25 protein-coding genes are annotated in these 26287 nt (G+C 35.1%); all 25 read left to right on the forward strand.

Going from position 1 to position 26287, the window contains the following annotated elements; genetic code table 11:
• Nucleotides 1–90: 90 nt before the first annotated feature.
• The 25 genes from DFR79_RS13640 (at nucleotide 91) to DFR79_RS13760 (ending at nucleotide 25433) form a co-directional block, all read left to right on the forward strand.
• Nucleotides 91–456 carry an ArsR/SmtB family transcription factor gene (locus tag DFR79_RS13640; RefSeq protein ID WP_133516029.1) on the forward strand — a complete coding sequence of 122 codons (366 nt, stop codon included), beginning with the start codon at nucleotides 91–93 and terminating at the stop codon, nucleotides 454–456.
• The gene (locus DFR79_RS13645; RefSeq protein WP_166638061.1) at nucleotides 447–1412 is read left to right on the forward strand and encodes a permease; all 966 of its coding nucleotides are present in this window, start codon (nucleotides 447–449) and stop codon (nucleotides 1410–1412) included. The genes DFR79_RS13640 and DFR79_RS13645 overlap by 10 nt, the downstream gene beginning before the upstream one ends.
• Before the next feature lie 83 nt (nucleotides 1413–1495).
• Nucleotides 1496–1726 (forward strand): thioredoxin family protein, encoded by a 231-nt coding sequence (locus DFR79_RS13650; protein ID WP_133516031.1) that lies wholly within the window; start codon nucleotides 1496–1498, stop codon nucleotides 1724–1726.
• 370 nt (nucleotides 1727–2096) lie between these two features.
• Complete coding sequence (locus tag DFR79_RS13655; protein ID WP_133516032.1) at nucleotides 2097–3002, forward strand: PstS family phosphate ABC transporter substrate-binding protein; 906 nt, start codon at nucleotides 2097–2099, stop codon at nucleotides 3000–3002.
• A 96-nt stretch (nucleotides 3003–3098) separates the two neighbouring features.
• On the forward strand, nucleotides 3099–4049 hold the full coding sequence (gene pstC, locus DFR79_RS13660; protein ID WP_243727804.1) for a phosphate ABC transporter permease subunit PstC: 951 nt from the start codon (nucleotides 3099–3101) through the stop codon (nucleotides 4047–4049).
• Complete coding sequence (gene pstA, locus DFR79_RS13665) at nucleotides 4049–4900, forward strand: phosphate ABC transporter permease PstA (RefSeq protein WP_133516034.1); 852 nt, start codon at nucleotides 4049–4051, stop codon at nucleotides 4898–4900. Before pstC ends, pstA begins: the two co-directional genes overlap by 1 nt.
• A gap of 16 nt (nucleotides 4901–4916) precedes the next feature.
• Nucleotides 4917–5681 (forward strand): phosphate ABC transporter ATP-binding protein PstB, encoded by a 765-nt coding sequence (gene pstB / locus DFR79_RS13670; protein ID WP_133516035.1) that lies wholly within the window; start codon nucleotides 4917–4919, stop codon nucleotides 5679–5681.
• Nucleotides 5682–5760: 79 nt separating this feature from the next.
• Complete coding sequence (gene phoU / locus DFR79_RS13675; protein WP_133516036.1) at nucleotides 5761–6420, forward strand: phosphate signaling complex protein PhoU; 660 nt, start codon at nucleotides 5761–5763, stop codon at nucleotides 6418–6420.
• A gap of 170 nt (nucleotides 6421–6590) precedes the next feature.
• Nucleotides 6591–8318 (forward strand): ABC transporter ATP-binding protein, encoded by a 1728-nt coding sequence (locus DFR79_RS13680; RefSeq protein ID WP_133516037.1) that lies wholly within the window; start codon nucleotides 6591–6593, stop codon nucleotides 8316–8318.
• Nucleotides 8319–8515: 197 nt separating this feature from the next.
• A complete protein-coding gene (locus DFR79_RS13685) occupies nucleotides 8516–9049 on the forward strand; it encodes a PspC domain-containing protein (RefSeq protein ID WP_133516038.1) in 534 nt (177 codons plus the stop codon).
• Nucleotides 9039–9350 carry a LiaF transmembrane domain-containing protein gene (locus DFR79_RS13690; protein WP_133516039.1) on the forward strand — a complete coding sequence of 104 codons (312 nt, stop codon included), beginning with the start codon at nucleotides 9039–9041 and terminating at the stop codon, nucleotides 9348–9350. Before DFR79_RS13685 ends, DFR79_RS13690 begins: the two co-directional genes overlap by 11 nt.
• Before the next feature lie 99 nt (nucleotides 9351–9449).
• Nucleotides 9450–10313 (forward strand): 4-(cytidine 5'-diphospho)-2-C-methyl-D-erythritol kinase, encoded by an 864-nt coding sequence (gene ispE, locus DFR79_RS13695; protein WP_133516040.1) that lies wholly within the window; start codon nucleotides 9450–9452, stop codon nucleotides 10311–10313.
• A 105-nt stretch (nucleotides 10314–10418) separates the two neighbouring features.
• Nucleotides 10419–10802, forward strand: coding sequence for a MerR family transcriptional regulator (locus tag DFR79_RS13700; protein ID WP_133516041.1), 384 nt, complete (start codon nucleotides 10419–10421; stop codon nucleotides 10800–10802).
• Complete coding sequence (gene glnA / locus DFR79_RS13705; protein ID WP_133516042.1) at nucleotides 10803–12134, forward strand: type I glutamate--ammonia ligase; 1332 nt, start codon at nucleotides 10803–10805, stop codon at nucleotides 12132–12134. It abuts the gene before it with no gap.
• 22 nt (nucleotides 12135–12156) lie between these two features.
• Nucleotides 12157–12693, forward strand: a complete 537-nt coding sequence (locus DFR79_RS13710) for an ECF transporter S component (protein WP_133516043.1) — start codon at nucleotides 12157–12159, stop codon at nucleotides 12691–12693.
• Nucleotides 12690–13694: an AIR synthase family protein gene (locus DFR79_RS13715; protein WP_243727805.1), complete on the forward strand. Its 1005-nt coding sequence runs from the start codon at nucleotides 12690–12692 to the stop codon at nucleotides 13692–13694. The genes DFR79_RS13710 and DFR79_RS13715 overlap by 4 nt, the downstream gene beginning before the upstream one ends.
• 66 nt (nucleotides 13695–13760) lie before the next feature.
• A complete protein-coding gene (locus tag DFR79_RS13720) occupies nucleotides 13761–14027 on the forward strand; it encodes a SpoVG family protein (RefSeq protein ID WP_133516045.1) in 267 nt (88 codons plus the stop codon).
• 213 nt (nucleotides 14028–14240) lie between these two features.
• A complete protein-coding gene (gene glmU, locus DFR79_RS13725) occupies nucleotides 14241–15611 on the forward strand; it encodes a bifunctional UDP-N-acetylglucosamine diphosphorylase/glucosamine-1-phosphate N-acetyltransferase GlmU (protein WP_133516046.1) in 1371 nt (456 codons plus the stop codon).
• A gap of 33 nt (nucleotides 15612–15644) precedes the next feature.
• Complete coding sequence (locus tag DFR79_RS13730) at nucleotides 15645–16586, forward strand: ribose-phosphate diphosphokinase (RefSeq protein WP_133516047.1); 942 nt, start codon at nucleotides 15645–15647, stop codon at nucleotides 16584–16586.
• Nucleotides 16587–16736: 150 nt separating this feature from the next.
• On the forward strand, nucleotides 16737–17420 hold the full coding sequence (locus tag DFR79_RS13735) for a 50S ribosomal protein L25/general stress protein Ctc (RefSeq protein ID WP_133516048.1): 684 nt from the start codon (nucleotides 16737–16739) through the stop codon (nucleotides 17418–17420).
• 66 nt (nucleotides 17421–17486) lie between these two features.
• Complete coding sequence (gene pth / locus DFR79_RS13740; protein WP_133516049.1) at nucleotides 17487–18044, forward strand: aminoacyl-tRNA hydrolase; 558 nt, start codon at nucleotides 17487–17489, stop codon at nucleotides 18042–18044.
• Between the two features lie 128 nt (nucleotides 18045–18172).
• Nucleotides 18173–21655 (forward strand): transcription-repair coupling factor, encoded by a 3483-nt coding sequence (mfd, locus tag DFR79_RS13745; RefSeq protein ID WP_133516050.1) that lies wholly within the window; start codon nucleotides 18173–18175, stop codon nucleotides 21653–21655.
• A gap of 56 nt (nucleotides 21656–21711) precedes the next feature.
• The gene (locus DFR79_RS13750) at nucleotides 21712–23343 is read left to right on the forward strand and encodes a putative polysaccharide biosynthesis protein (protein ID WP_133516051.1); all 1632 of its coding nucleotides are present in this window, start codon (nucleotides 21712–21714) and stop codon (nucleotides 23341–23343) included.
• A gap of 66 nt (nucleotides 23344–23409) precedes the next feature.
• The gene (gene mazG, locus DFR79_RS13755; protein ID WP_133516052.1) at nucleotides 23410–24288 is read left to right on the forward strand and encodes a nucleoside triphosphate pyrophosphohydrolase; all 879 of its coding nucleotides are present in this window, start codon (nucleotides 23410–23412) and stop codon (nucleotides 24286–24288) included.
• Nucleotides 24285–25433: a D-alanyl-D-alanine carboxypeptidase family protein gene (locus tag DFR79_RS13760; RefSeq protein ID WP_133516053.1), complete on the forward strand. Its 1149-nt coding sequence runs from the start codon at nucleotides 24285–24287 to the stop codon at nucleotides 25431–25433. Before mazG ends, DFR79_RS13760 begins: the two co-directional genes overlap by 4 nt.
• Nucleotides 25434–26287 lie beyond the last annotated feature (854 nt).

Genomic DNA, 26287 nt, shown 5'->3' on the forward strand with positions numbered 1-26287 from the left:
TAATATAATATAAAAGTTTAGTTTGACATGAAAAAAATATTACTATATAATCATATTAGTTAATATTAATATAATAAGGGGAGAGAAGTTGTGGAAGAATTACTTTATTTTTTAAAATGTATAGCTGACGAAAACCGTCTTAAAATATTAAAACTGCTGCTGGACAGCCAGTACTGTGTCTGTCAGCTGCAGGAATTATTGGATAAATCACAATCCAGTGTTTCCCAGCATCTCAGTTACTTTAAAGATTTAGATCTTTTAGAGGAAGAGAAAAGTGGTAAGTGGATCTATTATTCAATTGATAGAAATGTTTATGATGATTTTTTAGCCAGCTTAATTGCTTTGAAATCAAAATCACTGGCTGAATTAGATTTATTGGATGTTAAAAGAAATATTGATAACTTAGATACTGCCGCAGAGATTAAAACAGAAAATAAAGGAAGGGGATGCTGTTAGTGTTTTGGATATTCACAAAATTTGCAGATTTAGTTACCTATAGTTTATTCGGGCTGGAAGCAGGGAGCAGACTGGGAGAATCAGTCCATTTTTTCTTCTATGATACAACCAAGATAATTTTCTTGTTATCAATTATGATTTTCTTTATTTCAATTATCAGAAGTTATTTTCCACCAGAGAAAACAAAAAAGTTATTAAGTAACTATAGAAAAATAACAGGACATATTATGGCTTCACTGCTGGGGGTTGTGACTCCATTTTGTTCCTGTTCTTCAGTACCAATTTTTATTGGCTTTGTGGAGTCGGGAATTCCACTGGGAATTACATTTTCCTTTTTAATTACTTCACCAATTGTAAATGAGGTAGCTCTGGTAATGCTCTATACCATCTTCGGCTGGAAAATTGGAACTCTTTATCTGGCCAGCGGTATTTTAGTTGGGATAGTAGGAGGAATTGTAATTGAAGCACTGGGAATGGAAAAACAGGTAGAAGAATATGTATATCAGATTAGTGCTGGAGAAAGTGAAGTTGAAGAACTTGAGTGGAATGATAGAATTGATTTTGCGAAAGCAGAAGTTAAAGAAATTGTAAGTCGGGTCTGGAAATATGTTATAATTGGTATTGGAATTGGAGCTGCAATTCATGGTTATGCACCGGCCGAATTACTGGCTGAGTATGCAGGACCAAATAATCCACTCTCTGTTATTGCAGCTGTAATTGTTGGAATTCCACTTTATTCTAATGCAGTGGGAACAATTCCAATTGTGGAAGCATTAATGGGTAAAGGAGTTGCTTTAGGAACTGCCTTAAGTTTTATGATGGCTACAACAGCTTTATCATTACCGGCAATGATAATTTTACGCAAAGTTATCAAGCCGAAATTAATTACAGTTTTTGTAACAGTTGTTGGAGTTTCAATTATTGGTGTGGGGTACATGTTTAATTTTGTTATGTAATGGTACCAGGTACAAATCAATTGATTTGTACCTGGTAAAAAAGAATAAAATCACAAACTAAAATTAAAAGAGGAGTGTTAATTATGAAAATTACTATTTATGGACCAGGATGCAAAAATTGTGTTAATTTAGCTGATAATGCTAAAAAAGCTCTGACAGAAACAGGTGTTGAAGCAGAAATAGTTAAGGTAGAAGATATGAAAGAAATTGCAACAGCTGGAATAATGAGTACACCTGCTATTGGAATTGATGGAGAGGTTAAGATCAAAGGTAGAGTTGCCACAGTAGAAGAAATAAAAGAATTAATTTCGTGATCTAGTTTTTATAGTATAGAAATCTAGATACTTATAATTTATTAATAAAATGTTGACTATATATGTGTTGATCATATATACTGCAATTGTAATGATTATTTAGAAAATTGTCAAATGTTTATTTGTTGCTGCTGAAATTGCCAAAAAAATTAGAAAATAGTATTCTCGCAAGTTGAAAATAAAGACTTTCTATTATTGTAGAATAAAAAAAGTTATTGATTTACAGATGACTGCTTTGGTAGCGGGTTTTTTCTTTTGTTTACATTTTGTTAACATAAGTTTCATACTGCTGTAACATTAGCCTGTTATTATTGTAATCAGAGTCAAGTAAAAGAAAAAATCAATAATTCCTGAAGGGGGAAAATAATTAATGAAAAAATTTACAGCATTATTTTTTGTTCTTGCTCTAGCAGTTATGGCAGTACTTCCAATGAGTGTCGCAGCTCAGGAACTAAAAGGAACAGTTAAGATTGATGGTTCTAGTACAGTTTATCCAATTACTCAGGCAATGGCAGAAGAGTTTTCTTATGAGTATCCAAGAGTAAGAGTTACAGTAGGAGTTTCCGGTACAGGTGGCGGTTTTGAGAAATTTACTGTTGGCGAAACAGCTATCAATGATGCTTCCAGACCAATCAAAGAAAGTGAAGCAGCAAAAGCAAAAGCAAATGGTATTGAATATACAAAATTTGTAGTAGGTAGTGATGGTATTACTGTAGTAGTTAATCCTGAAAATGACTGGGTAAATAACATTACAGTTGAAGAGCTCCACCAAATTTGGAAACCAGACAGCAGTGTTCAAATGTGGAGTGATGTGAGATCTGAATGGCCTGATGAAGAAATTGATCTTTATGGACCAGGAGCAGACTCCGGAACTTTTGACTACTTTACTGAGGCAATTGTTGGAGAAGAAGGAGCAAGCCGTTCTGACTACACAGCAAGTGAGGATGACAATGTTTTAGTTAGAGGTGTAGCTGGAAATAAATATGCAATGGGATATTTCGGTTATGCATATTATGAAGAAAACCAGGAAAAGCTTAAAGCACTTGCAGTTAATGGAGTTGAACCATCTGTTAAGACAATCAGTAATGGTAATTATACTCCTCTAGCGCGCCCGCTTTTCATTTATGTAAATAATGAAGCAGCAAAAAGGGAAGAAGTCGAGGCTTTCTTAAAGTTTTACTTCAATAATGCTCAGGAGATTGTTCCTCAGACTGGTTATGTACCCTTAGAAAGTTATGAAAAAGCATTAAATAAGCTAGCTGAGATTACTAACTAATTAATATAATGATAAAATTTAATTAAATAATAAAATGCCAGAAGGGGCTATAATAGCCCCTTCTTTGGCAGTTTTAAGAAAGGTGGTTAAATGAAGATGAAAAATAATAAGGAGTCAAACTGGTATTCTATCTTATTTGATAAAAAAATAAGACACATGAATTCAAAAAGCAGTCAGAATAACTGGGTTAATTATATTTTACTGCTGGCGACATTAATCTCAGTATTTACTACAGTCGGAATAATTGTTATTCTTGTTTCTGACTCGATCCATTTTTTTGCAGAAGTATCTATTATAGAATTCTTAACTGGGATAAAATGGAATCCATTAATTGAGCCTAATAAAAGTTATGGGGTACTCCCCTTAGTTGCTGGAACAATGATGATTACGCTGGGTTCTGCTCTGATTGCTATTCCTGTAGGACTGGGAAGTGCTATTTATTTAACTGAGTATTCTTCCACCCGTTTTAGAAAGATAATAAAACCAATTATGGAGATCCTGGCAGGAATTCCAACAGTGGTATATGGTTACTTTGCTTTAACTTTTATCACCCCACAAATTTTAGAACCAATTTTTCCTCAAATTCAGACATTTAATGCCTTAAGTGCCAGTATAGCAGTGGGAATTATGATCTTACCAATGGTAATTTCTTTAAGTGAAGATGCACTTAATTCAGTTCCAGAAAGTATTCGTCAGGGTGCTTATGCTATGGGCTCAACTCGATTTGAGGTTGCTTCGAAAGTTATGGTGCCTTCTGCACTTTCTGGTATTGTTTCTTCATTTATTCTCGCTATTTCCAGAGCTATTGGGGAAACAATGATAGTTGCAATTGCAGCAGGAATGCGGCCCCAATTAACTGCAAATTTTTTAAAGCCTGTTCAGACTATGACTGGATATATTGTCCAGGTTAGTTTAGGAGATACACCAGTTGGATCACTTGAATATTATTCAATTTTTGCAGTTGGTCTGCTGCTGTTTTTATTAACTCTCAGTTTAAATATAATAAGTCAGTGGATCTTAATGAAATATAGGGAGGTATATCACTAATGTCTGATTTACACAAAAGAAGAAAACGAACCGATAAGATCTTTAAAGTTGTATTTTTAATTTTTATTGGCCTGGCTTTAGTGGTTCTTGCTGCTTTAATATTTGATATTTTCTCTAAAGGTTTCATAATGATGGACTGGGGCTTTTTTACTAATTTTGATTCCCGTTTTCCCGAAAAAGCAGGTATTAAGGCTGGCTTATTTGGGACTTTATATGTAATTGGCTTAATGATTCCGATTACCTTTATAACTGGAACTGCAACAGCAATTTATTTAGAGGAGTATGCTCCCAAAAATAAATTAACAGATCTAATAAAATTGAACATAGCAAATCTTGCCGGTATTCCCTCAATTATATATGGAATGCTTGGATTGGCAGTCTTTGTAAGAACTCTGGGGCTGGGTAGAAGTGTTCTGGCAGGTTCTTTAACCTTGAGTTTATTAGTTTTACCGGTTGTTATTGTTTCAGCTCAGGAAGCATTAAGAAGTGTTCCAAAATCATTAAGAAATGCATCTTATGGCCTGGGAGCCAATCACTGGCAGACTGTTTATAAAGTGGTTCTACCTTCAGCTCTGCCTTCAATAATGACGGGTTTTATCCTTGCTATATCAAGAGCGATAGGAGAGACAGCCCCGCTAATTATGATGGGTGCCTTAACATTTGTAATGTTTACTCCCCAGGGTATCATGGATAGTTTTACGGTAATGCCTATTCAGATTTTCAACTGGACTTCATTACCAAAGACTGAGTACGAACTCGTTGCCGCCAGTGGAAGTGTCGTATTACTGCTTATTTTATTTGCTTTAAATGGACTGGCAACATTTATTCGCTATAAATTTAGCCGAGATTAATTAAGGAGGAAATTTAATGTCTAAAAATAAAAATGTACTTGAAATTAAAAATTTAGATTTTTATTATGATGAATTTCAGGCACTGAATGATATAAACATGGAAGTCAAAGAAAAAAAGGTAACAGCTCTAATTGGCCCTTCAGGCTGTGGTAAATCAACTTTTTTAAGAACAATTAATAGAATGAATGACTTGATTGAAGGCAGTCGAGTTGAAGGACAGGTAATTTTTGATGGTGATGATATTTATTCTGGAAATACTGATGTAGTTAGATTAAGAAAGCGGATAGGAATGGTTTTTCAGCAGCCAAATCCATTTCCGAAATCAGTTTTTGAAAATGTTGCCTATGGGCCTAAAGTCCATGGTGTAAAAGATAAAGCAGAGATTGAACGAATTGTAATTGAGAGTTTAAAGGGAGCGGCTTTATTTGACGAAGTTAAGGATCGTCTGGATAGATCTGCTTTAGGTTTATCTGGTGGTCAGCAGCAGAGGCTATGTATTGCCAGAGCTTTAGCTGTAAAACCGGAAGTTCTTTTAATGGATGAGCCAGCATCAGCTCTAGATCCGGTTGCTACAGCTAAAATTGAAGATTTAATAACAGATTTAAAAGAAAAATACAGTATTGTAATTGTAACTCACAGCATGCAGCAGGCCGCCCGGGTTTCTGATGAAACAGGATTTTTCCTGATGGGAGATTTGATTGAATTTGATAAAACTGATAAAATATTTGAAAACCCAGCTAATCAGAAAACAGAAGATTATATAACAGGGCGTTTTGGCTAAAAGTTAACCCCAAAAAATTTATTGTGACACCATCTTTTTATAGATTTTAAAGAGGTATTTTTGAGGAGGAATAATTAAAATGATTGATTCTCGTAAGAATTTTCATACCGAATTGAAGGATTTAGAGAATGAAATGTTAAAAATGGGAAGTGTAGTTAGAGAAAGTATTAGCCAGAGTATTGAGGCTTTAATGAATAAAGATTTAGAACTGGCTGATCAGGTAATAGAAGATGATGATATAATAGATGATTATGAGCTTGATATAGAAGAAAAATGTACACGTTTAATAGCTCTTCAGCAGCCGGTAGCAATTGATCTTCGAAAGATCATTGTGATTTCCAAACTGGTAACTGATTTAGAAAGAATTGGAGATAATGCATCCAATATTGCCCACCGAGTTAAGGATATTGGAGATCAACCTTTAATTAAAGAAATGCAGGATCTGCCGGGGATGAGAGATATTGTTGTCCAGCAGCTCAGAGAAAGTCTGGAGGCCTTTGTGGATATGGATATCGAGAAGGCAAAAGAGATTGCTCTCAGGGATAAAGAAGTCAACCGTCTGGATAAACAGATCAGTTCTGAACTTTTAAATGTTATGGAAAAGGATAGTTCTACTATTGAACAGGGAGCATCACTGATGTTTATCAGTCGTTTCCTGGAGAGAATTGGGGACCATTCTACAAATATTTGTGAGCGTACTGTTTATATGAAAACAGGCGAATGGACTGAGCTGGAATAATTAAACATGATTCTAATATCTTATTAAAATTGCTTTAAATAAAGGTATTAAAAGATACACTCTTTTCTGGGGTGTATCTTTTTTTTGCTTAAATAAATTTCCGTTGCAATAATTCTGGGCCTGTGATAAAATTTCTAATTAGTAAATAAAAAGGGGGATAATGAAAAATCATGTTAAAAATGTTTTTAAATTATTATAAAAACCACTGGAAACTATTTACAGCGGAACTCAGCTGTGCTGTTTTTATGTCTGGATTAGACTTGGTTTATCCAATGTTTATTCAGCAGCTAATTGATCAGCATTTTCCAGACAGAAATTTAAATATGATGATCAGGATCTCAGTGATTTTGTTAGTGATTTATTTATTGCGCTTTATTTTTCAATATATTGTTCATTACTGGGGTCATGTTGTAGGAATCAGGATGGAAACAGATATGCGCTCAGATTTATTTACCCATCTGCAGAAATTATCCTTTAAATTTTTTGATAATAATAAAGTTGGGTATTTAATGTCCAGAGTAGTCAATGATTTGAATAATATTTCTGAACTTGCACATCACGGTCCGGAAGATGTTTTGATTTCAGCTATGTTATTAGTTGGTTCATTTTCCATTTTAATCAATATGCACTGGCAGCTGGCTCTAGTTACTTTTGCTTTAATCCCGATTATGTTCTTCTTCTCTAAAAAATTGGGCGAAAAAATGTATCATGCTTTTAAAGTGATCCGGGAAAAAATGGCTGAGGTAAATACAATAGTAGAAGACAGCTTAAGTGGAATTAGAGTGGTCAAATCATTTACTAATGAAGATTACGAAAACGAAAAATTCTGTGAGGGCAACCACAATTACCGCCGCTCACGTGAATGGGCAATGAAAAACATGGCCCAGTTTCATTCGGGAATGAACCTTTTTATTAACTTAATTCGTCTGAGCACTCTGGCTGCAGGGGGTTATTTTATTTATAATGGTTCTTTAACTGCAGGCCAGATGGTAGCTTTTTTATTTTATGTAGATATGTTTATGAATCCTATTCGGAGACTGGTTAACTTCAATGAACAGCTGCAGCGGGGAATGTCCGGTTTTAGTCGTTTTAAAGAGTTATTAGAGGTCGATCCCGAAATAGTTGATCGAGCAGAAGCAAGCGAATTAGTAAACGTTGAAGGATTAATCAAATATGAAAATGTAACTTTTGGTTATGATAATCACGGAAAAGTATTAACCAATATTGATATAGAAATTGAGCCCGGTAAAACTGTTGCTTTTGTGGGGCCTTCAGGAGCTGGAAAATCGACTCTGACTAAGCTGCTGCCCAGATTTTATGAAATTGATAATGGTAGACTATCTATCGATAATCATGATATTAGAGATGTAACACTTGAGTCCCTGCGCCGCAATATTGGAATCGTCCAGCAGGATGTATTTCTTTTTAATGGTACAGTTAGAGAAAACATTGCTTACGGTATGGCCGATGCTTCGGAGGCTGAAATAATTGAAGCTGCTGAAAAAGCAAATGCTCATGATTTTATACTGAACTTAAGTAAAGGTTATGGTACTGATATTGGAGAAAGAGGAGTTAAGCTTTCTGGAGGGCAGAAACAGCGGATTTCTATTGCCCGCTCATTTCTCAAAAATCCTCCAATTCTAATTCTTGATGAGGCAACCTCCTCTCTTGATAACCGCAGCGAAAAAATTATTCAGGAATCACTGGAAAAATTAGCTGAAGGAAGAACTACTTTAGTTATTGCTCACCGCCTCTCAACTGTGATTAATGCTGATCAGATTATTGTTCTGACTGAAAATGGAATTGTAGAACGGGGTAAGCATCAGGAATTGATTCAAAATGGTGGAGAATACGCTCAGTTATATAATGAACATTTTTCTGCAGAACTGGCAGGTTAAACTGATTAAATGTAAAAAAGTTAATTAAGTTTAGGATTGATTTAACCTCATAGAACTTACTTATAGTCGGGTGCTGAACCCGACTTTTTTCTTTGACAAGAGAGCAGAAATCTGCGATACTATAAACAGAAATGAAACTTCAATATTGAAGTCTAAAGTTGAAATTAAATTTAATTTTAAAGAAAGGAAGATTATTTATGTCCAAAAAATTATATCGTTCTAGAGATGATAGAATGATTGCTGGAGTTTGTGGTGGACTGGCAGATTATTTTAATGTTGATTCTTCTTTGATCAGGCTGGGTGTTTTATTTATTTTTTTATTTCAGGGTATAGGTCTGATTGCCTATATTATTGCCTGGCTGGTAATGTCAGAGGAGCCCAAAAATGAGTATAGAATGCCGGATGATTACTATCTTGAAGAACAGAGACAGCAGGAAAAGGAAAATCATCAGCAGAGATATAATTCCGAAAGTGAGCGAGCTGAAAATGAAGACCAGAAGTCAGAGTCCAGGAAAAAGAGTGAAGAAGAATATTATCAGCAGTATCAGGATCAGAGTTCAGACAGCAGTACTAATAACCGACGTAAACTATTTGCTGTGATAATGATTTTAGTTGGTTCGATTTTTTTAATTGATATCTGGATTCCAGCTCTATACTGGGAAAAATACTGGCCTTTAATTTTAATCGCTGCCGGAGTATTAATGCTTAAAGGTGATAATAATGACAGATAATAGGGATCGCAGTTTAATTGCAATAATCTTAATTTTTGCAGGGGTAATATTTCTGGGTGATTCACTTGGTGAATATAATTTTAATTTGATATTCTTTCTCCGCAGTTACTGGCCCGCATTGTTGATTGTTTTTGGCTTTCATATTTTACTGCAAAAAAGCAGATTCTGGTTTATAGTACCCCTGGTAGTTATTGGGCTGTCATTATATCTTATTTATATGCTGGTAAATCAGCACCCATTTTATTTTATGCCTCAGCTCAGGATGAGAATCTTTAATTTTAATAGTTTTCCTTTTAGATAATATAAGAGTAAATACTTTAGATAATAGGATCATTAACCTTGAAATATTTTAAACAGCATTAGATAAATATATTGATAAAATTTAATTTGGGGGATAATTATGCGAGAATTATATTTAAAAGCACCAGCAAAAATAAATCTCGCCCTACATGTTAAAGGGCTGAGAGAAGATGGTTTCCATGAACTGCAGCTGATTATGCAGAGTATTAGTCTGGCAGATAGAATTAAGTTGAAGAAAAAAAGTGGTGGCATTATAATTAAAACCTCACATACTGAACTGCCTACTGGTAAAGAGAATCTGGCCTATCAGGCAGCAGAAATCTTTTTTGAACAGAACCCTGAACTTGAGCAGGGGGTTGAAATTTACATCGAAAAAAATATTCCTATTGCTGCTGGAATGGCCGGTGGCAGCACAGATGCTGCAGCAGTGATGAGGGGACTTTATCAACTTTTTGAACTTAAAGCAGATTTTAAAAAGCTGCGCAGTGACCTGGAAGCTATTGGTTCAGATGTTCCCTACTGTCTTGCAGGAGGGACTGTCTATGCTGCTGGCAGAGGAGAGATACTGGAGTCACTTCCTTTTATAGGAGAAAAATATCTGGTTGTAGTAACTCCAGCTTTTAAAATTTCTACACCAGCAGTTTACAAATTATATGATGAGATACAGGGTTATCGAAAATTTAATTTTGATTTAGTGCTGGATAATTTACAGAATGATGAAAAGATAGACTGGAGTCTGGATTATAAAAATGACTTAAAAAATGCTTCAGAAAAAATATGTCCTGAGATCAGGGAAATTAAAGATATATTTAAAAATACTGAGGCGGAGTTTACAATGATTTCCGGTAGTGGACCAACAGTATTTTCAATTTATGACAGCAGAGAAAAGGCAGAAAAAGTTGCTGCTGGCTGGCCCCGAAAAAACGATTTTGTTGCAGCTGGTAAAACAATTGACAGCTATTAAAACAGATAAAACGATAAAATAAAAGCTAACATAGGATTGACATGGTTTTGAATCCATGTTATACTTTCTGCAATAATTATTAGGACTATGGGAGTAGTGATAGCTATGCAAAGGGAAAAAAATATCACAATGAAGGAAGCAAAGGAAAAAACAGGGTTAAGTTCCAGACAAATTCGATATTATGATCAGCAGGATCTGATTTTTCCTGCCCGCAGCAGCGGAAATCAGCGTCTTTTTTCGGAAAATGATATTAAGAGACTGCTCAAAATAAAAAATCTTCTGGCAGCCGGTAACAGTATAGAAACCGTACGCTCAAAACTGAAGGCACCAGAAGTTGAACAGAATTTTGAAATTGAGTCTGACTATGATGATCATTTTGATGATTATTCAGATGTTGATCTGGATTCGCTTTATCCTGTGTCCAATCGTTCAGAATTGATAAAAAAACTTTCCCGAAATAAAGAGCACTCCCAGGAGGAGGAAGAATAAGTGGAAAAATTTAGTAGAGAGAAGATTTTAAAGATTGCTGAGGAAAAGAATGTGGAGTTTATTCGCCTGCAGTTTGTTGATATTTTGGGAATCATAAAAAATGTAGCAATTACAATTGAACAGCTGCCTGAGGCACTTGATGGTAAGATAATGTTTGATGGTTCATCTATTGAGGGTTATACACGTATCCACGAATCCGATATGTACTTAAAACCTGACTATGATACTTTTGCAATTTTTCCCTGGGGAACCAGTGGTGGCTGTACAGCCAGAATGATGTGTGATATTTATTTACCTGATGGAGAACCTTTTGTTGGCTGTCCCCGCGGCACGCTGAAAAGAGCAATGGCCGAAGCAGAAGAAATGGGTTATGAAATGTTTGCCGGACCTGAGCCAGAATTTTTCTTGTTTGAAAAAGATAAAAATGGTAATCCAACAACTAAAACTCATGACAAAGGTGGTTATTTTGACCTTTCTCCGGTTGATTTAGGTGGGGAAGCCCGTCGGGATACTGTACTGGCACTTAAAAAAATGGGTTTTGAAGTTGAAGCTGCACACCATGAGGTGGCTCCAGGACAGCATGAAATTGATTTTAAATATACACCTGCTTTAAGAACAGCCGATAATATTGCAACCTTTAAATTTGTAACCAAATATATAGCAATGCAGCATAATTTGCACGCTACTTTTATGCCCAAACCAATTTATGGAGAAAGTGGTTCTGGAATGCATGTTCACCAGTCATTATATAAAGATGGAAAAAATGCTTTTTATGATCCTCAGGATGAACACGGATTAAGTGAAATTGCATATTATTACATAGGTGGATTACTCAAACATGCAAAAGAAACTACAGCTATTTTAAATCCTACTATTAACTCTTATAAAAGATTGGTTCCTGGTTATGAAGCTCCAGTATATATCTCCTGGTCAACTCAAAATCGCAGTGCTTTAGTCAGAGTACCTTCTGCCAGAGGTAATGGTACTAGATTAGAATTGAGAAATCCTGATCCAGCAGCAAATCCATATCTGGCAACTGCTGTAATGCTCAGAGCTGGACTTGATGGAATAAAAAATAAAATTGATCCGGGAGAACAGACTACTGATAATATTTATGAGATGAGTTATAAAGAAAGAAAATCCAGAGGTATTAAAAGTCTTCCTGGTTCTATGGAAGAAGCACTCAAGCATTTTCAGGAAAGTGAATTTATGAGAGAAGCTCTGGGGGAACATATTTTTAATCATTTAGTTGAAGCAAAGAAAATAGAATGGGCTGTCTATCGAAAACAGGTACACAGCTGGGAAATTGACCAATATTTAACAACTTACTAGATTTAAGTTGGGGGGATTAAGCATGGAAGGTAGAGAAAATATTCAGGAACATTTAAAGAAAATTAAATTGAGCAGTCTTGACACCAGATCACTATCTTTTTTAGCCCTATTCATTGCTTTCACGGCTGTGGCCACTTATCTGCATATACCAGGTCCCAGCAGTTCTTATTTCAATCTGGGGGAAGTAGCAATCTATACAATTGCCTTAACCTTTGGAGCTAAAGCCGGAGGAATTGCAGGTGGTGTCGGATCTGCTCTAATGGATATAATTCTGGGTTATTCAATCTGGGCTCCTTTTACCTTTGTGATCAAGGGTTTAGAGGGACTGGTTGTCGGTAAGATTGCAAGTCAGGAGCAGGACAAAAAATTTGACAGAAAAATATTTGCAATAATTGTTGGTGGTAATCTTATGATTTTAGGTTATGCACTGGCCAAAGGATTTTTGTTGAGCTGGGCAGTCGTTTTACCTGAGATCGGAATTGATTTTGCCCAGATGTTAATTGGAGGAGTTTTAGCTATTCCTCTTTCTCACCATCTGGATAATTATTTTGGGAAGTGATAGTTTTGGAAATTGGTAAAATGTCAGGAAATAAATTAAAGAAAACAATACTGGAGAAAATAGAACATTTTCGTTCTGATGTCATGGTCCCGGCTGGCCCGGGTGAGGATAGTGCAGTAATTGATCTGGGAGACTCGTTATTAGTAGTGTCGTCTGATCCGATAACAGGTGCCGAAAAAAATGCTGGTTATCTGGCTGTCAATGTTGCCTGTAATGATATAGCAGCAGCTGGAGCTGAACCTTTTGGAATTCAGGTTGTCTTATTATTACCTCCTGCTCTGGCTGAAAAAAAGGCCGAAGATTTAATGAAAGAAATAGTAAGTACCGCAAAAACAATGGATATCGAAGTGCTGGGTGGTCATACGGAAATTACGGACCTGGTTCAAAAGCCAATAATTACCGTTACTGCTCTGGGAAAGGCTAAAAAAGCTGAATTAACTTCCAGTTCTGCTGCGGAAGCTGGAGATATTCTTTACATTTCTAAAGGAATGGGGATTGAAGGAAGTTATATTTTGGCCAGTGATTATCAGGATCATTTAATAAAAAAGGGTGTTAGCAGTGAAGCTATTGCTAAAGTTTCTGGATATTTAAAGCTTTTAAGTGTAATCCCCGAAAGCAGAATAGCCCGCAAAAATGGGGTTAAGGCGATGCATGATGTAACTGAGGGTGGAGTTTATGGAGCAATAGCAGAAATGGCTGCCGCCTCTGAACTGGGATTTATAATTGAAAAGGATAAGTTTTCGTTGCAGCCTGAAGTAGAAGAAATTTGCAGTAAATTAGATCTAGATCCGGCTGCTCTAATTTCTTCTGGTGCTATGTTAATGGCTGCTCCTCCAGATGTTGATCTAAAGTCAGTTTTTGCAGAAAATGAGATTGTGATAATGAGAGTAGGAAGATTGATTAAAGATGGCGTTTATATAGAAGAAAAAGGAGTAAAAAAGGAATTCAAAATACCAGAAAAAGATGAATTATGGAAATTTATTGAAAAAATGAACAAATAAGCCTTGACATTTACATTTAATGGAATTATAATGGTATTAACAAATAATTCCAAAGGCGGTGTATTTATGAAAATTACAGATGTCAGAGTTTATCCGGTGGAGATTAATGGAAGTATGGTCAAGGCTTATGCAACGATGACTTTTGATGACTCTTTTGTTGTCCGGGATATGCGGGTTATTGAAGGTAAGAACGGAATTTTTCTTTCAATGCCTGCAAGACGAAAGAGGAACGGAGACTATCAGGATGTCTGTTTCCCAATTTCCGCTAAGCTGAGGGATCTAATGGAAAACGAAGTTTTGGAGAAATTTGATGAGCTGCTGGCAAGTGCTTAATTATAATTTCTAACTTTAGTTTAATATTTCGTTTAAATAACACTACTCTGCGCAGAGTAGTGTTATTTTTCTGCTGGATTTGTACTCTTGACAAAAGCTTTTTTCTCTGTTATACTTCAAGCGATTAAAGTACTATGATGGACTAATAGTGTCTGGTTATAATTTTTATTGATAGAGGAGAATATATTCCTTATTAAAAGGAGGATATTGTAGATGACAGATCTTTTAAGTATTATTCTGGCTGCCGGTAAAGGTACCAGGATGAAATCAGATAAAATCAAGGTCTTACATCCGGTTGCTGGAAAACCAATAATCAAACATGTTTTAAACACTTTAGATGGTCTGAACAGCAAAATTGTTAATGTAGTAGGTCATCAGAAAGAAAAAGTGCAGGCAGAACTGGAAGATTTAGATATGTGGGATTTAAATTATGTAGTTCAATCTGAGCAGCTGGGAACAGGTCATGCTGTAAAACAGGCAGAAAGTTATATTGCAGAACATGAAGGTGCAGTTTTGGTTCTTTATGGAGATACACCTTTACTGAGAAAAGAAACCATAGCTGAATTTGTAAAAGAACATCAGCAGAATAATTCTGACTTAACAGTAATGACAGCATTTTTTGATAACCCGGAGGGTTATGGTAGAATTGTTAAAGATCAGGAAGGAAATTTAACTGCTATTGTAGAAGAGAAAGATGCCGCTCCAGAAACAAAAAAGATAAAAGAAGTTAACAGTGGTGTAAACTGTATAGATAGTGAACTGCTGCAGGATTTTATAGCAAACATGGATAATAATAATGCTCAGCAGGAGTATTATTTAACTGATATTATAGAATTTGCTGTAAATAAAAATAAGAAGATTAATACATATACTGTTCAGGATGCCGATGAGATAATTGGAATCAACAGCAGGAAACAGCAGGCTGAAGCTGAACAAATATTAAGAAGTAGAATTATTGATCAGCATCTGACTAATGGTGTTACAATAATTGATCCAGAGACTACTTTTATCGATGCTGAAGTGGAAATTGAACAGGATGTCACAATTTATCCTTTCAACTATCTGGAAGGTAAAACTAAAGTAGCTAAAAATACTGTTATTAATCAGAACTGTAAATTAAAAAATGCAATTATCGGGAAGAATGTAGAAATTCTTTCTAATACTATTATAAAGGAAAGTAAAGTTGGGGATGGAACTAATGTTGGTCCATTTGCCTATTTAAGACCTGGTTCAATAGTGGAAGATAACTGTAAGATTGGTGACTTTGTAGAATTGAAAAAGACTACAGTTAAAAGTGGAGCCAAGGTACCTCATTTATGTTATGCAGGAGATGCAGAAATTGGTGAGAGAACCAATATAGGTGCTGGTACAATATTTGCTAATTATGATGGGGAAAATAAATTCCAGATAAAAGTAGGAAAAGACGCTTTTATTGGCAGTGATTCTATTTTAATTGCACCATTAACAATTGGTGACCAGGCAAAAACAGCTGCTGGTTCAGTTGTAACTAAAGATGTTAATTCTGGTGATACTGTAATGGGGGTTCCTGCTCGAATTTATAAATCTCAAAAGCAGGAAGACTAAATAATGAAAAGAAATAAACCAGGAGGTCAAAAAATGTCCAGTTATAGTGAACAGTTAAAAATATTTGCAGGAAACTCACATCCTGAATTAGCTCAGGATCTTTGTGATTATCTGGGAACAGAATTGGTTAATGCTGATGTAACAAGATTTAAAGATGGAGAGATTGGCGTTCGCACTTATGAAACTGTTCGAGGTGCCGATGTTTTTGTAGTTCAGCCAACCTCACCTCCTGTGAATGAAAATTTAATGGAACTGCTGGTAATTATTGATGCCTTAAGAAGAGCATCTGCCAGACGAATAACCGCGGTAATTCCCTACTATGGCTATGCAAGACAGGATAGAAAAGCAAGGCCCCGGGATCCAATCACATCTAAACTGGTTGCTAATTTATTAACTGAGGCAGGGGCCCGTAGAGTTCTATCAATTGATTTTCATGCTCCTCAAATTCAGGGGTTTTTTGATATCCCGGTTGATCATCTCTATGCGGCGCCAATAATGGTCGATTACTTTAAAGATTTTGAACGTTCAAATCTGATTGCTGTTGCTCCAGATGTTGGTTCTGTCAAAAGAGTTCGTTCTTTTGCTGAGAGTCTGAATATTCCAATGGCAATTATTGATAAAAGAAGACCTAAACCCAATGTGGCAGAGGTTATGAATGTGATTGGAGAAGTAGATGGTAAAAATGTTATCTTACTTGATGATATAATTGATACAGCAGGTACTATTTCAGCAGCAGCTGAGGTTCTCAAAGAAAAGGGAGCCAGAGATGTTTATGCCTGTGGAACTCATGCTTTATTTTCTGGGCCCGCAGTGGAACGTTTAAAAAAGGCACCGATTACAAAAATAATTGTGACCAACACAATTGCCCAGAAAGAACATAATCTTGATAATCTTGAAGTGCTTTCTGTTGCGCCCCTGGTAGGAGAGGCTATTGATCGTATTTTTAAAGATTTATCTGTAAGTGTCTTATTTTAAGGGATAATTTGATAAATAATTTTTCTAAAACACTTGCTCAAAATGAGCTTTGATGTTATAATAAAATTTGTTATGTCTTATTATCGTAGATTTGCCAGGGTTATAGTTTAATCTGGCTTAAAATTTAATTTATGCAAGGAGAGGATAGTCATGGAGAAACATTCTATTGAAGCTGAATTGAGGTCTGAAACTGGAAAGGGAGTAGCCCGTCAAATAAGAAGAAACGGACTTATTCCTGGTGTTGTTTATGGAAGAGGAAATGATCCAAGGTCTATTAAAATGGATCCACAGGATATCGAAAAGCTTCTCCATTCAAATGCTATCTTTGATCTGACTTTTGTCGGAGAAGATGGAGAAGAAGACGAAGCAACTGTAATTATTAAAGATTATCAGCAAGATGTAATCAAGCGTAATCTGCTTCATGTAGATTTTCAATTTATTTCTATGGATGAAAAAATTACTGTTTCTGTGCCAATGCATTTAGAAGGAGAAGCAGCTGGAGTTCGCGATGGTGGAGTATTACAGCAGCTCTTACGCGAAATCGAGATTGATGCATTACCTGCAGAAATTCCTGAAGAAATTACAATTGATATTTCTGAACTTGAGGTTGGAGAATCTTTATCTGTAGTTGATCTTGAACTTCCTGAAGGTATTGATCTGGTAACAGACAGTGACGAAGTTATTGTAACTGTTGTTACACCTACCGAACTTATCGAAGAAGAGGTAGAAGAGGAAGAAGAAGAATTCTTAGAGCCAGAAGTTATCGGCGAAGAGGAAGAAGAAGAAGGCGAAGAAGGAGAAGAAGGGGCAGACGAACCAGAGCCCTGGGAATAATTTTAGTGAAGAAATTGAGCGCGGCCTGAACAGCTGCGCTTCATTTCATTAATGGAGGTTTAAAGCTTGAAAGTAATTGCTGGTCTTGGAAATCCAGGCGAAAAATATGATTCTACCAGACATAATATAGGGTTTATGGTTATTTCGGAGTTAGCAGATAGATTTAAAGTTAACAGCAGCTATAAATTTGATGGTCTTGTGGGTGATTTTTTCTTTGGTGGAGAAAAGATTATACTTTTTCAACCCATGAAGTATATGAACACAAGTGGTCAACCTATTTTTAAACTGATGGACTATTTTCAAATAGAGCCTGATGATTTGCTGGTAATTCATGATGATTTAGACCTCGAACTTGGCAGAATGAGGTTTAAACAAAACGGAGGTAGTGGAGGCCATAATGGAATAAAATCTATTATCAATAATCTGGGGACTAATGAATTTAAAAGATTAAAGATTGGAATTGGTAGGCCGCCAGAAAATTTACCGGTGCCAGATTTTGTTTTAACTACTTTTCAGGGTGAAGAAAAAGATATTTCAAAGCGAGTTGTTAAAGAAGCTGCTTCTGCAGTTGAATTGATGTTAAAAGAAAATATAACGAAAGCAATGAATAAGTATAATGGATAAGAAGCCCGTACATCTCATGTAGGGGCTATTTTGCCATTTTTTCAGTGAAAAGTGAAAAATGTATAAAAATATAAAATAAAGAAAAAATTCTTTATTAAAAGATTCTTTGTTTAAGGAGCAGTATTTAGATGAATTTTAAAGATTTATTATTAGAAAATCAAAAATTTAAAAAAATTGCGAAAAATATAAATGCTTCTACCCAGTCAATTAGCGGCTTGAGTGGAAGTAGAATTTCTTATTTTGCAGTTAATTTTTTAAAAAAAGCAGAAAAGGATATAGTTTTCTTTTTGCCGGATAATTATTATCTACAGCAGATGCAGGAAGATTTAATTCGTCTGATCGGGAAAGATGAGTTTTTAGTTTTTCCGGAAGAAGAAATACTTCCTCATGAACAGTTAATGCCTGATCTCACAACAATGAGTGAGCGGACTAAAGTTCTGACAGAGCTTGTTTTTTCAATTGATCAGAAAAAGAAAATTATTTTAACAACTCCAGCTGCTGTTTTTAAAAAATTACCACCTAAAGATATTTATCAAAGTAAAAGTATAAATATCAAAACTGGAAGTGAGCTTAATGTTGATCAACTAAGGCAGCAGCTTTTTGCTCTGGGATATAAAAGGGAGGAAATGGTTGAGGCTCCAGGACAATATAGTATTCGTGGTGGAATTATTGATGTTTTTACACTTTTAGATGAGCAGCCTTTTAGAATTGAGCTTTTTGGAGATGAAGTTGACTCAATTCGTAAAATTGATTTAACGGCTCAGCGTTCCAAAAAAGAAGTGGCCCAGATAACAATTCCACCTTTTGCAAATTTAGTTATTGATGAAGATGTTGTTAACAGAGCCTATCCTAAACTGGAAGCAGCATATTCTAATGCTGTGGCAAAACTTATGGCAAATAATTATCAGGAGGAAGCATCTTATCTCAGGGAAAAAGCTAAAAAAATGCTGGAAGATTTAAAAGAAAAACATCGCTTTCCGGGCTTTGAGCAGTTTTTACCTTTTTATTATGAGGAAACTGCTAATTTCTTTGACTATTTAGAAGCAAGTATCATTTTTGCTGTCCGTCCTCATAAAATGGAGCAGTTAACCCATGAGTATTATCAGGAAATCACTGAAACCCATACCCGTCTTTTAGAACAGGGAATGGTTTTTCCTGAATATCTGGATAACTTTATTACGGAAAATGAATTTGAAACAGAAATTACCAAAAACCGAGTAGTTGATATTAAATCAGAATTTGAGGATCAGCAGGCTGCAGAAAATGATATTCACTTTAATACGTCATCTCTAGAACCTTTTCACGGACAGCTGGAATTGTTCAGTGATAAGATTATGGAACTTCTGCAGAAAAAATATAGAATTGCAATCACCCTCAACTCTGCCAGCAAAAAAAGAAGAGTCAAAATGTTTCTGGAAGAGAAAAACCTTGTAGTTGGCGATAATTTTGATGAAAGCAGAATTGTTATTTTTCCAGATAGTCTGGCAGAAGGTTTTGTTTTTGATGATATAAAACTTGCAGTTTTTAGTGATAAAGAAGTTTTTGGAAATGAACAGAAAAAGAAAAGAAAAATTGGAGATTTCGAGGAAGGTGTTGAAATTTCCAGTATTGATGATTTAAAAGCTGGCAACTATGTTGTCCACGAAAATCACGGTATTGGTAAATATCTGGGAGTTAAAACTTTAGAGATTCAGGGTCAGCATAAAGATTATCTTGTTTTGAAATATGCGGGAGAAGATAAACTCTATGTCCCAACTGAAAAAATCCACCTTGTGCAAAAATATATTGGTTCAGATGCTGGTAATCCTAAACTTTATAAATTGGGCAGCAGTGATTGGAAAAAAGTAAAAGAGAAAGTACAAAAATCGGTAGAAGAAATGGCTGTTGGTTTATTAGAACTTTATGCTGAAAGAGAAACTCTGACAGGTTATCAATTTTCTGAAGATGATGTCTGGCAGCAGGAGTTTGAGGATGCCTTTCCCTTTGAAGAAACACCTGATCAAAAAGAAGCTATTACAGATGTTAAGTCTGATATGGAATCTGAAAAACCAATGGATAGACTTTTATGTGGAGATGTGGGTTATGGAAAAACTGAGGTTGCAATTAGAGCTGCCTTTAAAGCTGCGCTTGACAGCAAGCAGACTGCAGTTTTGGTCCCAACAACAATTCTGGCCCAGCAGCATTATAATACTTTTTCCGAAAGAATTGAGGAGTTTCCTGTTAGAGTAGGGATGTTGAGTCGGTTCAATACGGCGGCTGAACAGCGTAAAACTTTAAAAAGATTAATTAAAGGCGAAATAGATATTTTAATTGGAACTCATCGTTTATTGTCTAAAGATGTTATTTTTGATGATCTGGGCTTATTAATCATTGATGAAGAACAGCGTTTTGGCGTTACTCATAAGGAAAAGCTGAAAAATTTAAAGCGGAATGTTGATGTTTTAACTCTGACAGCAACACCGATCCCAAGAACTCTGCATATGGCTTTAGTGGGAGTTAGAGATATGAGTCTCATAGAAACTCCACCGGAAAATAGATATCCGATACGAACCTTTATCAAAGAGCATAATAAGGAACTGATTGCCAGTGCAATCAGGAGAGAATTAGCCCGGGAAGGACAGGTTTATTTTGTTCATAATCGGGTTAAGGATATTGAGAAAACTGCCGGTAAGCTGCAGAAGTTAATGCCGGAAGCAAAAATTGCAGTTGCTCACGGACAGATGAATGAAAAACGACTGGAAAAAATAATGTATGATTTTTATCATCATAAATTTGATATACTGGTCTGTACAACAATAATAGAAACTGGACTGGATATTCCCAATGTTAATACAATTATTATTAATCATGCAGATAAGATGGGTTTATCACAGCTCTATCAATTAAGAGGCAGAGTTGGACGTACCAATAGGATTGCCTATGCTTATTTACTCTATGAAAGAGATAGGATTCTGCCAGAAGTAGCAGAAAAAAGACTGGAAGCAATTAAAGAATTTTCTTCTCTTGGTTCTGGCTTTAAAATTGCAATGCGTGATTTAGAAATCAGGGGTGCTGGTAATTTATTAGGTCCAGAACAGAGCGGACATATTGCAGCAGTTGGATTTTCTTTATATACTAAATTATTAGAAGGAACCATTGAAGAACTTAAAGGTAAATCAGAGCAAGAAAAAATCGAAGTGGAAATTGATCTCAGCCTGGATGCTTATATTCCAGATGATTACATTAAATATGAAGCTAGAAAAATCGAGATTTATAAGAAAATCAAATCTATTGAAAAAGAAGAAGATGCCCTGGATACTATTGATGAATTAATTGATAGATTTGGTGAGCCACCTGTAGAGGTAATGCGTCTGGTTAATACAGCCAGGCTGAAGTTTATAGCTGCTGAATTAAATATTGTCTTAATTAAAGAAGATAACGGCAAAATAAAATGTCAATTCCTCAGTCCAGAAGTAGTTGATGGCAGTAAATTAGTTGAATTCAGCAAAAAATACAGAAGAAAAACAAAAATTAAATCTGCTAAAAAACCACAGATGCTAATTAAAATTGATGATCCTGAAAATATAGACAAACAATTATTAAAAATGTTAAAAGATCTTAAAAATATATAATTCTGGATGATTATAGAAAAATAATTAAAATAAGAAATTATAAAAGGGTGGAAATAATGTCGAAAAACACAAAACAGGGTAGTTTTATAAAGGGAGCGGCTATTCTGACAGCGGCCGGGTTGGCTGCCCGGGTAATGGGTTTTGGTTATCGAGTAATTTTAACCAGAATCATTGGTGCGGAAGGAATGGGACTTTATCAGATGGCCTATCCGATTTATACTGTTTTACTGGTTGTTTCCCGTTCTGGTATTCCTGTTGCTCTGGCCAAACTGATTGCAGATAAAATAGCAGCTGATAAGAAAAAAGAAGCATATAAGATATTTAAAGTTGCCAGAAAGATGAGTTTTATAGTTGGTTTAGTAATTTCAATAATTATGGCACTCTCAGCCAGGCCTTTAATTTCGATTCTTTCACTTGATCCCAGATCATATTATGCAGTTCTGGCAATTTCACCGGCGATTTTTGTAGTTTCAATTATGGCTTCTTATCGCGGCTTTTTTCAGGGGCTGCAGGATATGGTTCCCACAGCAAAGTCACAGATTTTAGAACAATTTATTCGGATGTTTACTATGGTAGGTCTGGTTGTCTTTTTAGTTCCCTATGGACTGAATTATGCAGCTGCAGGAGCCAGTTTTGGAGCTGTCAGTGGGGCTTTCGGAGGACTTTTGATCCTCTTATATATTTATGCAAAAAGACGAGAAAAAATATTTAGTTTTTTAGAGGATGGTTCTGATTCAGTCGAATTAAGTACTAAAAATGTAGTTAAAAGAATTGTTTTTTTAGGTGTCCCGATTACTTTAGGGGCTCTTGTAATGCCTTTGATGAGCCTTGTTGATTTAATTTTTGTTCCCAACAGACTGCAGGCTGCAGGTTATATGGTTAGCGAGGCGACTGCATTATATGGAATGTTTGCTGCTGTAGCAATGCCTTTAGTTAACTTTCCAACCATTATTACTGTTTCCTTATCGGCTAGTCTGGTGCCATCTATTGCCGAGGCTTTTACTCTTGGTAAGGAAAAGTTGATTAAGTATCGGACCCAGACAGCTTTAAGATTAACTATTTTAATTTCTTTACCTGCTGCTGCTGGTCTTTTTCTGCTGGCAGAGCCGCTGACAGAGATAATTTTTGCTGAACCCGGGGCCGCTGTTCCTCTGCGCTTTGTTGCCTGGGGAGTAGTTTTTATTGCTCTTCAGCAGACCAGTACTGGAATTTTAAATGGAATTGGTAAAACATCTATTCCAGCTCGCAATTTGATGATCGGGGCTGTTTTTAATGGTTTCATTAATTATACTCTAACTGCAGTACCTGCTTTTGGAATTAGAGGTGCAGCTTTAGGGACCACAATTGGTTTTGCAATTGCAGCCTTTTTAAATTTATATTACGTAAAGAAAGAAAGTGGTTTTATAATTGATGTTAAATCAATGATTTTAAAACCTGTCTTTTCAGTAGCTTCAATGATGCTTTTTGTTAAATTATTTTATGATTTTTTATTTAGTCTACTCCAAAATGAGCAGATTAGTTATGCCTATCAGATAACGATGTTTGTTACTGTAGCGGCAGCAGCTTTATTTTATTTTGTTATTTTATTATTGCTGAAGGAAATTAAATATCGAGATTTGGCTGTCATACCTGTTTTTGGAGTTAAACTGGCCCGTTTATTAAAAAGACTGGGTTTTTTAAAAGATTAATTATATTTTAATAATTATCTGATATAATTTAATTGTCATAGTTGTCAATTTTAAGGAGGAAAAACTTTGGATAGCAGAAATCGAAAATTAATTCTGGAAGAATTAGATAAATTAATAGAAGTAATGTCAGTTTTGAGAGGTCCAGATGGCTGTCCCTGGGATAAAAAACAGGATTATTATTCACTAAAAGAAAATATTATTGAAGAAGCTTATGAAGTTGTAGAAGCTCTGGAAAAAAATGATATTCCGGCTTTTAAAGAGGAACTGGGAGATCTTCTGCTGCAGGTTGTATTTGAATCACAGATCGCCTATGAAAAAAGTGATTTTGATTTAGCTGATGTAGCAAAAGTTTTAAGAGAAAAACTTATTCGTCGTCATCCACATGTTTTTGCGGATGTAAAAGTGGATGGTTCTGAAGAAGTGTTAAGGAACTGGGAGAAAATTAAGCAGGAGGAAAAATCAGAAAAAAATCAACTTAATTCTCTGCTGGATAAATTTAATCAGGGACAGAGTGCTTTAAATCAAGCTTATGATATTCAAAAAATTGCTGCTGAAGTTGGGTTTGATTGGAATAATTTAGAGCCTGTGCTTGATAAAATAGAAGAAGAGTTTGGGGAATGCAAGGAAATTATTGGAGCTAATCCTGATAATACCTTATTTGCTGATCAGAATTTAAATATTGAAGAACAGAAAGAATTGGAAGCTGAAATTGGAGATTTGCTTTTTGCTGTAGTTAATCTGGCTCGATTTAAGAAGATCAACCCGGAAATTGCATTATTAAAGACTATTTCTAAGTTTAAAAATAGATTTAAATTTATAGAGCAGAGAATTATTGATGAAAAGGCAGAATTTGAGGATTATAGTTTAGAGCAGCTGGATGAAATTTGGAATCAGGCTAAAAAAGAAGAAAAGAAATTCAATCAACAGGAGGATTATCAAAGATGAAAAGAAAGTTTATTACTATTTCGATTATTAGTATTTTATTTTGCTTGGCAATATTAACACCAGCAGCAGCTTTTGATGTTGTGACAGATTCGGCCATTTTATTAGAAGCGGAAACTGGACAGGTATTATTTTCGAAAAATGCAGATCGGAAATTACCACCAGCCAGTGTTACCAAAATAATGACTTTGTTAATTGCTATGGAAAAGCTGGAAGCGGGAAGGGTTTCTCTGGATGATAAAGTAACAATTAGTAGATACGCAGAATCAATGGGAGGGTCTCAGATTTTTTTGGCCGCCAATACTCAGGTGAAATTGGAAAAGTTACTTAAGGCAGTAACCATTGCTTCCGGAAATGATGCCAGTGTAGCTGTGGCAGAATATATTGCCGGTACATATAGTAATTTTATAGCAATGATGAATGATAAAGCAGAAAAATTGGGTATGGATTCAACAAATTTTTCTAATTCTACAGGTCTTCCTACCGCAAATCATTATTCTACAGCGCGAGATATTTCTATTATGGCACGAGAATTAGTTAAGTATCCCCAGGTATTAGAATGGGCTTCAATCTGGACTGAAACTATACAACTTCCAAATCGGAAAGCCATGCTGGTTAATACAAATAGTTTAATTAATAAATATCCGAGTATGGATGGTTTAAAAACAGGACATACTCAGGAAGCAGGTTTTTGTCTTGCTTCAACTGCTAAAAAAGGAGATACGCGTTTAATTTCTGTTGTTTTGCAGGGAGATACTCTTCAAGAAAGAGAAGAAGCAACGATTAGACTATTGGATTATGGTTTTAATGCTTTTTCCAAAAGGCAGATTGCCGCTGCAGGAGATCAAATCCAGAACATTCCAGTGGCTGAATCAGCAGATAAAGTTGCAGTAGGAGAAGTAGGGAAGGATTTATATGTAATGGTTCAAAAGGGACAGGAAAGTGAAATTTCTCAGGAAGTGGAAGTTAAAGATGATTTAAAGGCTCCAATTAAAAAAGGAGGCGTACTTGGTAAATTAACAGTTTATAGTGGAGATGAAGTGATTTCCTCTGTTGATGTTATTGCACCACAAAAAATAGAACGAGCTAATATAGTAATTAGATTATGGAGAACAACACTTAATTTTGTTCAGGGATTATTCACATAAATTATTTATAGCAGATAGAGATTGCTTATTTATTGATTTTAAAATAAAATTTTATATTTAGATTTCAGAAAACAGAGCTCATTCAATAATTTTACTTGAATGGGTTTTGTTTTCTTTTAAAATATTTAAATTTTTTTAAAAAAATTCTTGACAGTATATAAATTAAATGTTACTATATTAAACGTTGCAGCAATAATTATTTCTGCTTCTAATATCTTAACAAAAAATCCTCTTCAACTCTTGACAAAAGAGCGGTTTGATGTTATGATAATGTATGTCGCTGAAAAGTTATGAATCATAATTTTCTGGCCGACAAAATTATCTTAAAAAGTTCTTGACAAAGCAAAAAGAGATTGATAAGATAATAAGCGTCGCACAAATAATTTCCGCCAAAGATTGAGTGATAAATTGATCATAAGCTGGGGATTTAAAGAACTCAAGTTTTGAAGCTCAAATATTTCTTTTCTTTATATATAAGAGAAAAAGCAGAGTTTTGAAGCGGAGAAAACTTTTGAAAGTTTTTCTAAAAAGTTCTTGACAAAGTGAGGCACAGTTGATAAGATATTAAATGTCGCTGATAAATAAATGCGGCAGAAACAAAAGCAGAAAACATTATCTCTAAACAGGAATAAATATATTATTCGCTGCCCTCAATGGGCAAGTCCGAAAATATTAATTTGTTCTATAAAAGAGATTTTGTGCGAAGGGGTCAATCCCCGAGCAAGGCGCTAACCTTTTTGTTTAAAAAAGAAAGCGCGTTGAACCTTGAAAATTAAACAGCAAGCCAACGTTAATATACTTTGAGTGTTAAAACTTAAAAGTAATTATAGTTTAAAGCTTATATTAAATAATAT

The sequence above is a fragment of the Halanaerobium saccharolyticum genome (assembly GCF_004362045.1).
Lineage (GTDB): Bacteria > Bacillota > Halanaerobiia > Halanaerobiales > Halanaerobiaceae > Halanaerobium > Halanaerobium saccharolyticum_C.

Excerpts from the sequence above, each read along its gene's own strand:
- DFR79_RS13655 (WP_133516032.1), top strand. The coding sequence starts at position 2,097 with ATGAAAAAATTTACAGCATTATTTTTTGTTCTTGCTCTAGCAGTTATG.
- ispE (WP_133516040.1), top strand. The coding sequence starts at position 9,450 with ATGCGAGAATTATATTTAAAAGCACCAGCAAAAATAAATCTCGCCCTA.
- DFR79_RS13750 (WP_133516051.1), top strand. The coding sequence starts at position 21,712 with ATGTCGAAAAACACAAAACAGGGTAGTTTTATAAAGGGAGCGGCTATT.
- DFR79_RS13730 (WP_133516047.1), top strand. The coding sequence starts at position 15,645 with ATGTCCAGTTATAGTGAACAGTTAAAAATATTTGCAGGAAACTCACAT.
- DFR79_RS13650 (WP_133516031.1), top strand. The coding sequence starts at position 1,496 with ATGAAAATTACTATTTATGGACCAGGATGCAAAAATTGTGTTAATTTA.
- pstC (WP_243727804.1), top strand. The coding sequence starts at position 3,099 with ATGAAAAATAATAAGGAGTCAAACTGGTATTCTATCTTATTTGATAAA.
- DFR79_RS13760 (WP_133516053.1), top strand. The coding sequence starts at position 24,285 with ATGAAAAGAAAGTTTATTACTATTTCGATTATTAGTATTTTATTTTGC.
- DFR79_RS13700 (WP_133516041.1), top strand. The coding sequence starts at position 10,419 with ATGCAAAGGGAAAAAAATATCACAATGAAGGAAGCAAAGGAAAAAACA.
- DFR79_RS13690 (WP_133516039.1), top strand. The coding sequence starts at position 9,039 with ATGACAGATAATAGGGATCGCAGTTTAATTGCAATAATCTTAATTTTT.
- phoU (WP_133516036.1), top strand. The coding sequence starts at position 5,761 with ATGATTGATTCTCGTAAGAATTTTCATACCGAATTGAAGGATTTAGAG.
- DFR79_RS13680 (WP_133516037.1), top strand. The coding sequence starts at position 6,591 with ATGTTAAAAATGTTTTTAAATTATTATAAAAACCACTGGAAACTATTT.
- pstA (WP_133516034.1), top strand. The coding sequence starts at position 4,049 with ATGTCTGATTTACACAAAAGAAGAAAACGAACCGATAAGATCTTTAAA.
- glmU (WP_133516046.1), top strand. The coding sequence starts at position 14,241 with ATGACAGATCTTTTAAGTATTATTCTGGCTGCCGGTAAAGGTACCAGG.
- mfd (WP_133516050.1), top strand. The coding sequence starts at position 18,173 with ATGAATTTTAAAGATTTATTATTAGAAAATCAAAAATTTAAAAAAATT.
- DFR79_RS13720 (WP_133516045.1), top strand. The coding sequence starts at position 13,761 with ATGAAAATTACAGATGTCAGAGTTTATCCGGTGGAGATTAATGGAAGT.
- pstB (WP_133516035.1), top strand. The coding sequence starts at position 4,917 with ATGTCTAAAAATAAAAATGTACTTGAAATTAAAAATTTAGATTTTTAT.
- DFR79_RS13710 (WP_133516043.1), top strand. The coding sequence starts at position 12,157 with ATGGAAGGTAGAGAAAATATTCAGGAACATTTAAAGAAAATTAAATTG.
- DFR79_RS13645 (WP_166638061.1), top strand. The coding sequence starts at position 447 with ATGCTGTTAGTGTTTTGGATATTCACAAAATTTGCAGATTTAGTTACC.
- DFR79_RS13735 (WP_133516048.1), top strand. The coding sequence starts at position 16,737 with ATGGAGAAACATTCTATTGAAGCTGAATTGAGGTCTGAAACTGGAAAG.
- DFR79_RS13685 (WP_133516038.1), top strand. The coding sequence starts at position 8,516 with ATGTCCAAAAAATTATATCGTTCTAGAGATGATAGAATGATTGCTGGA.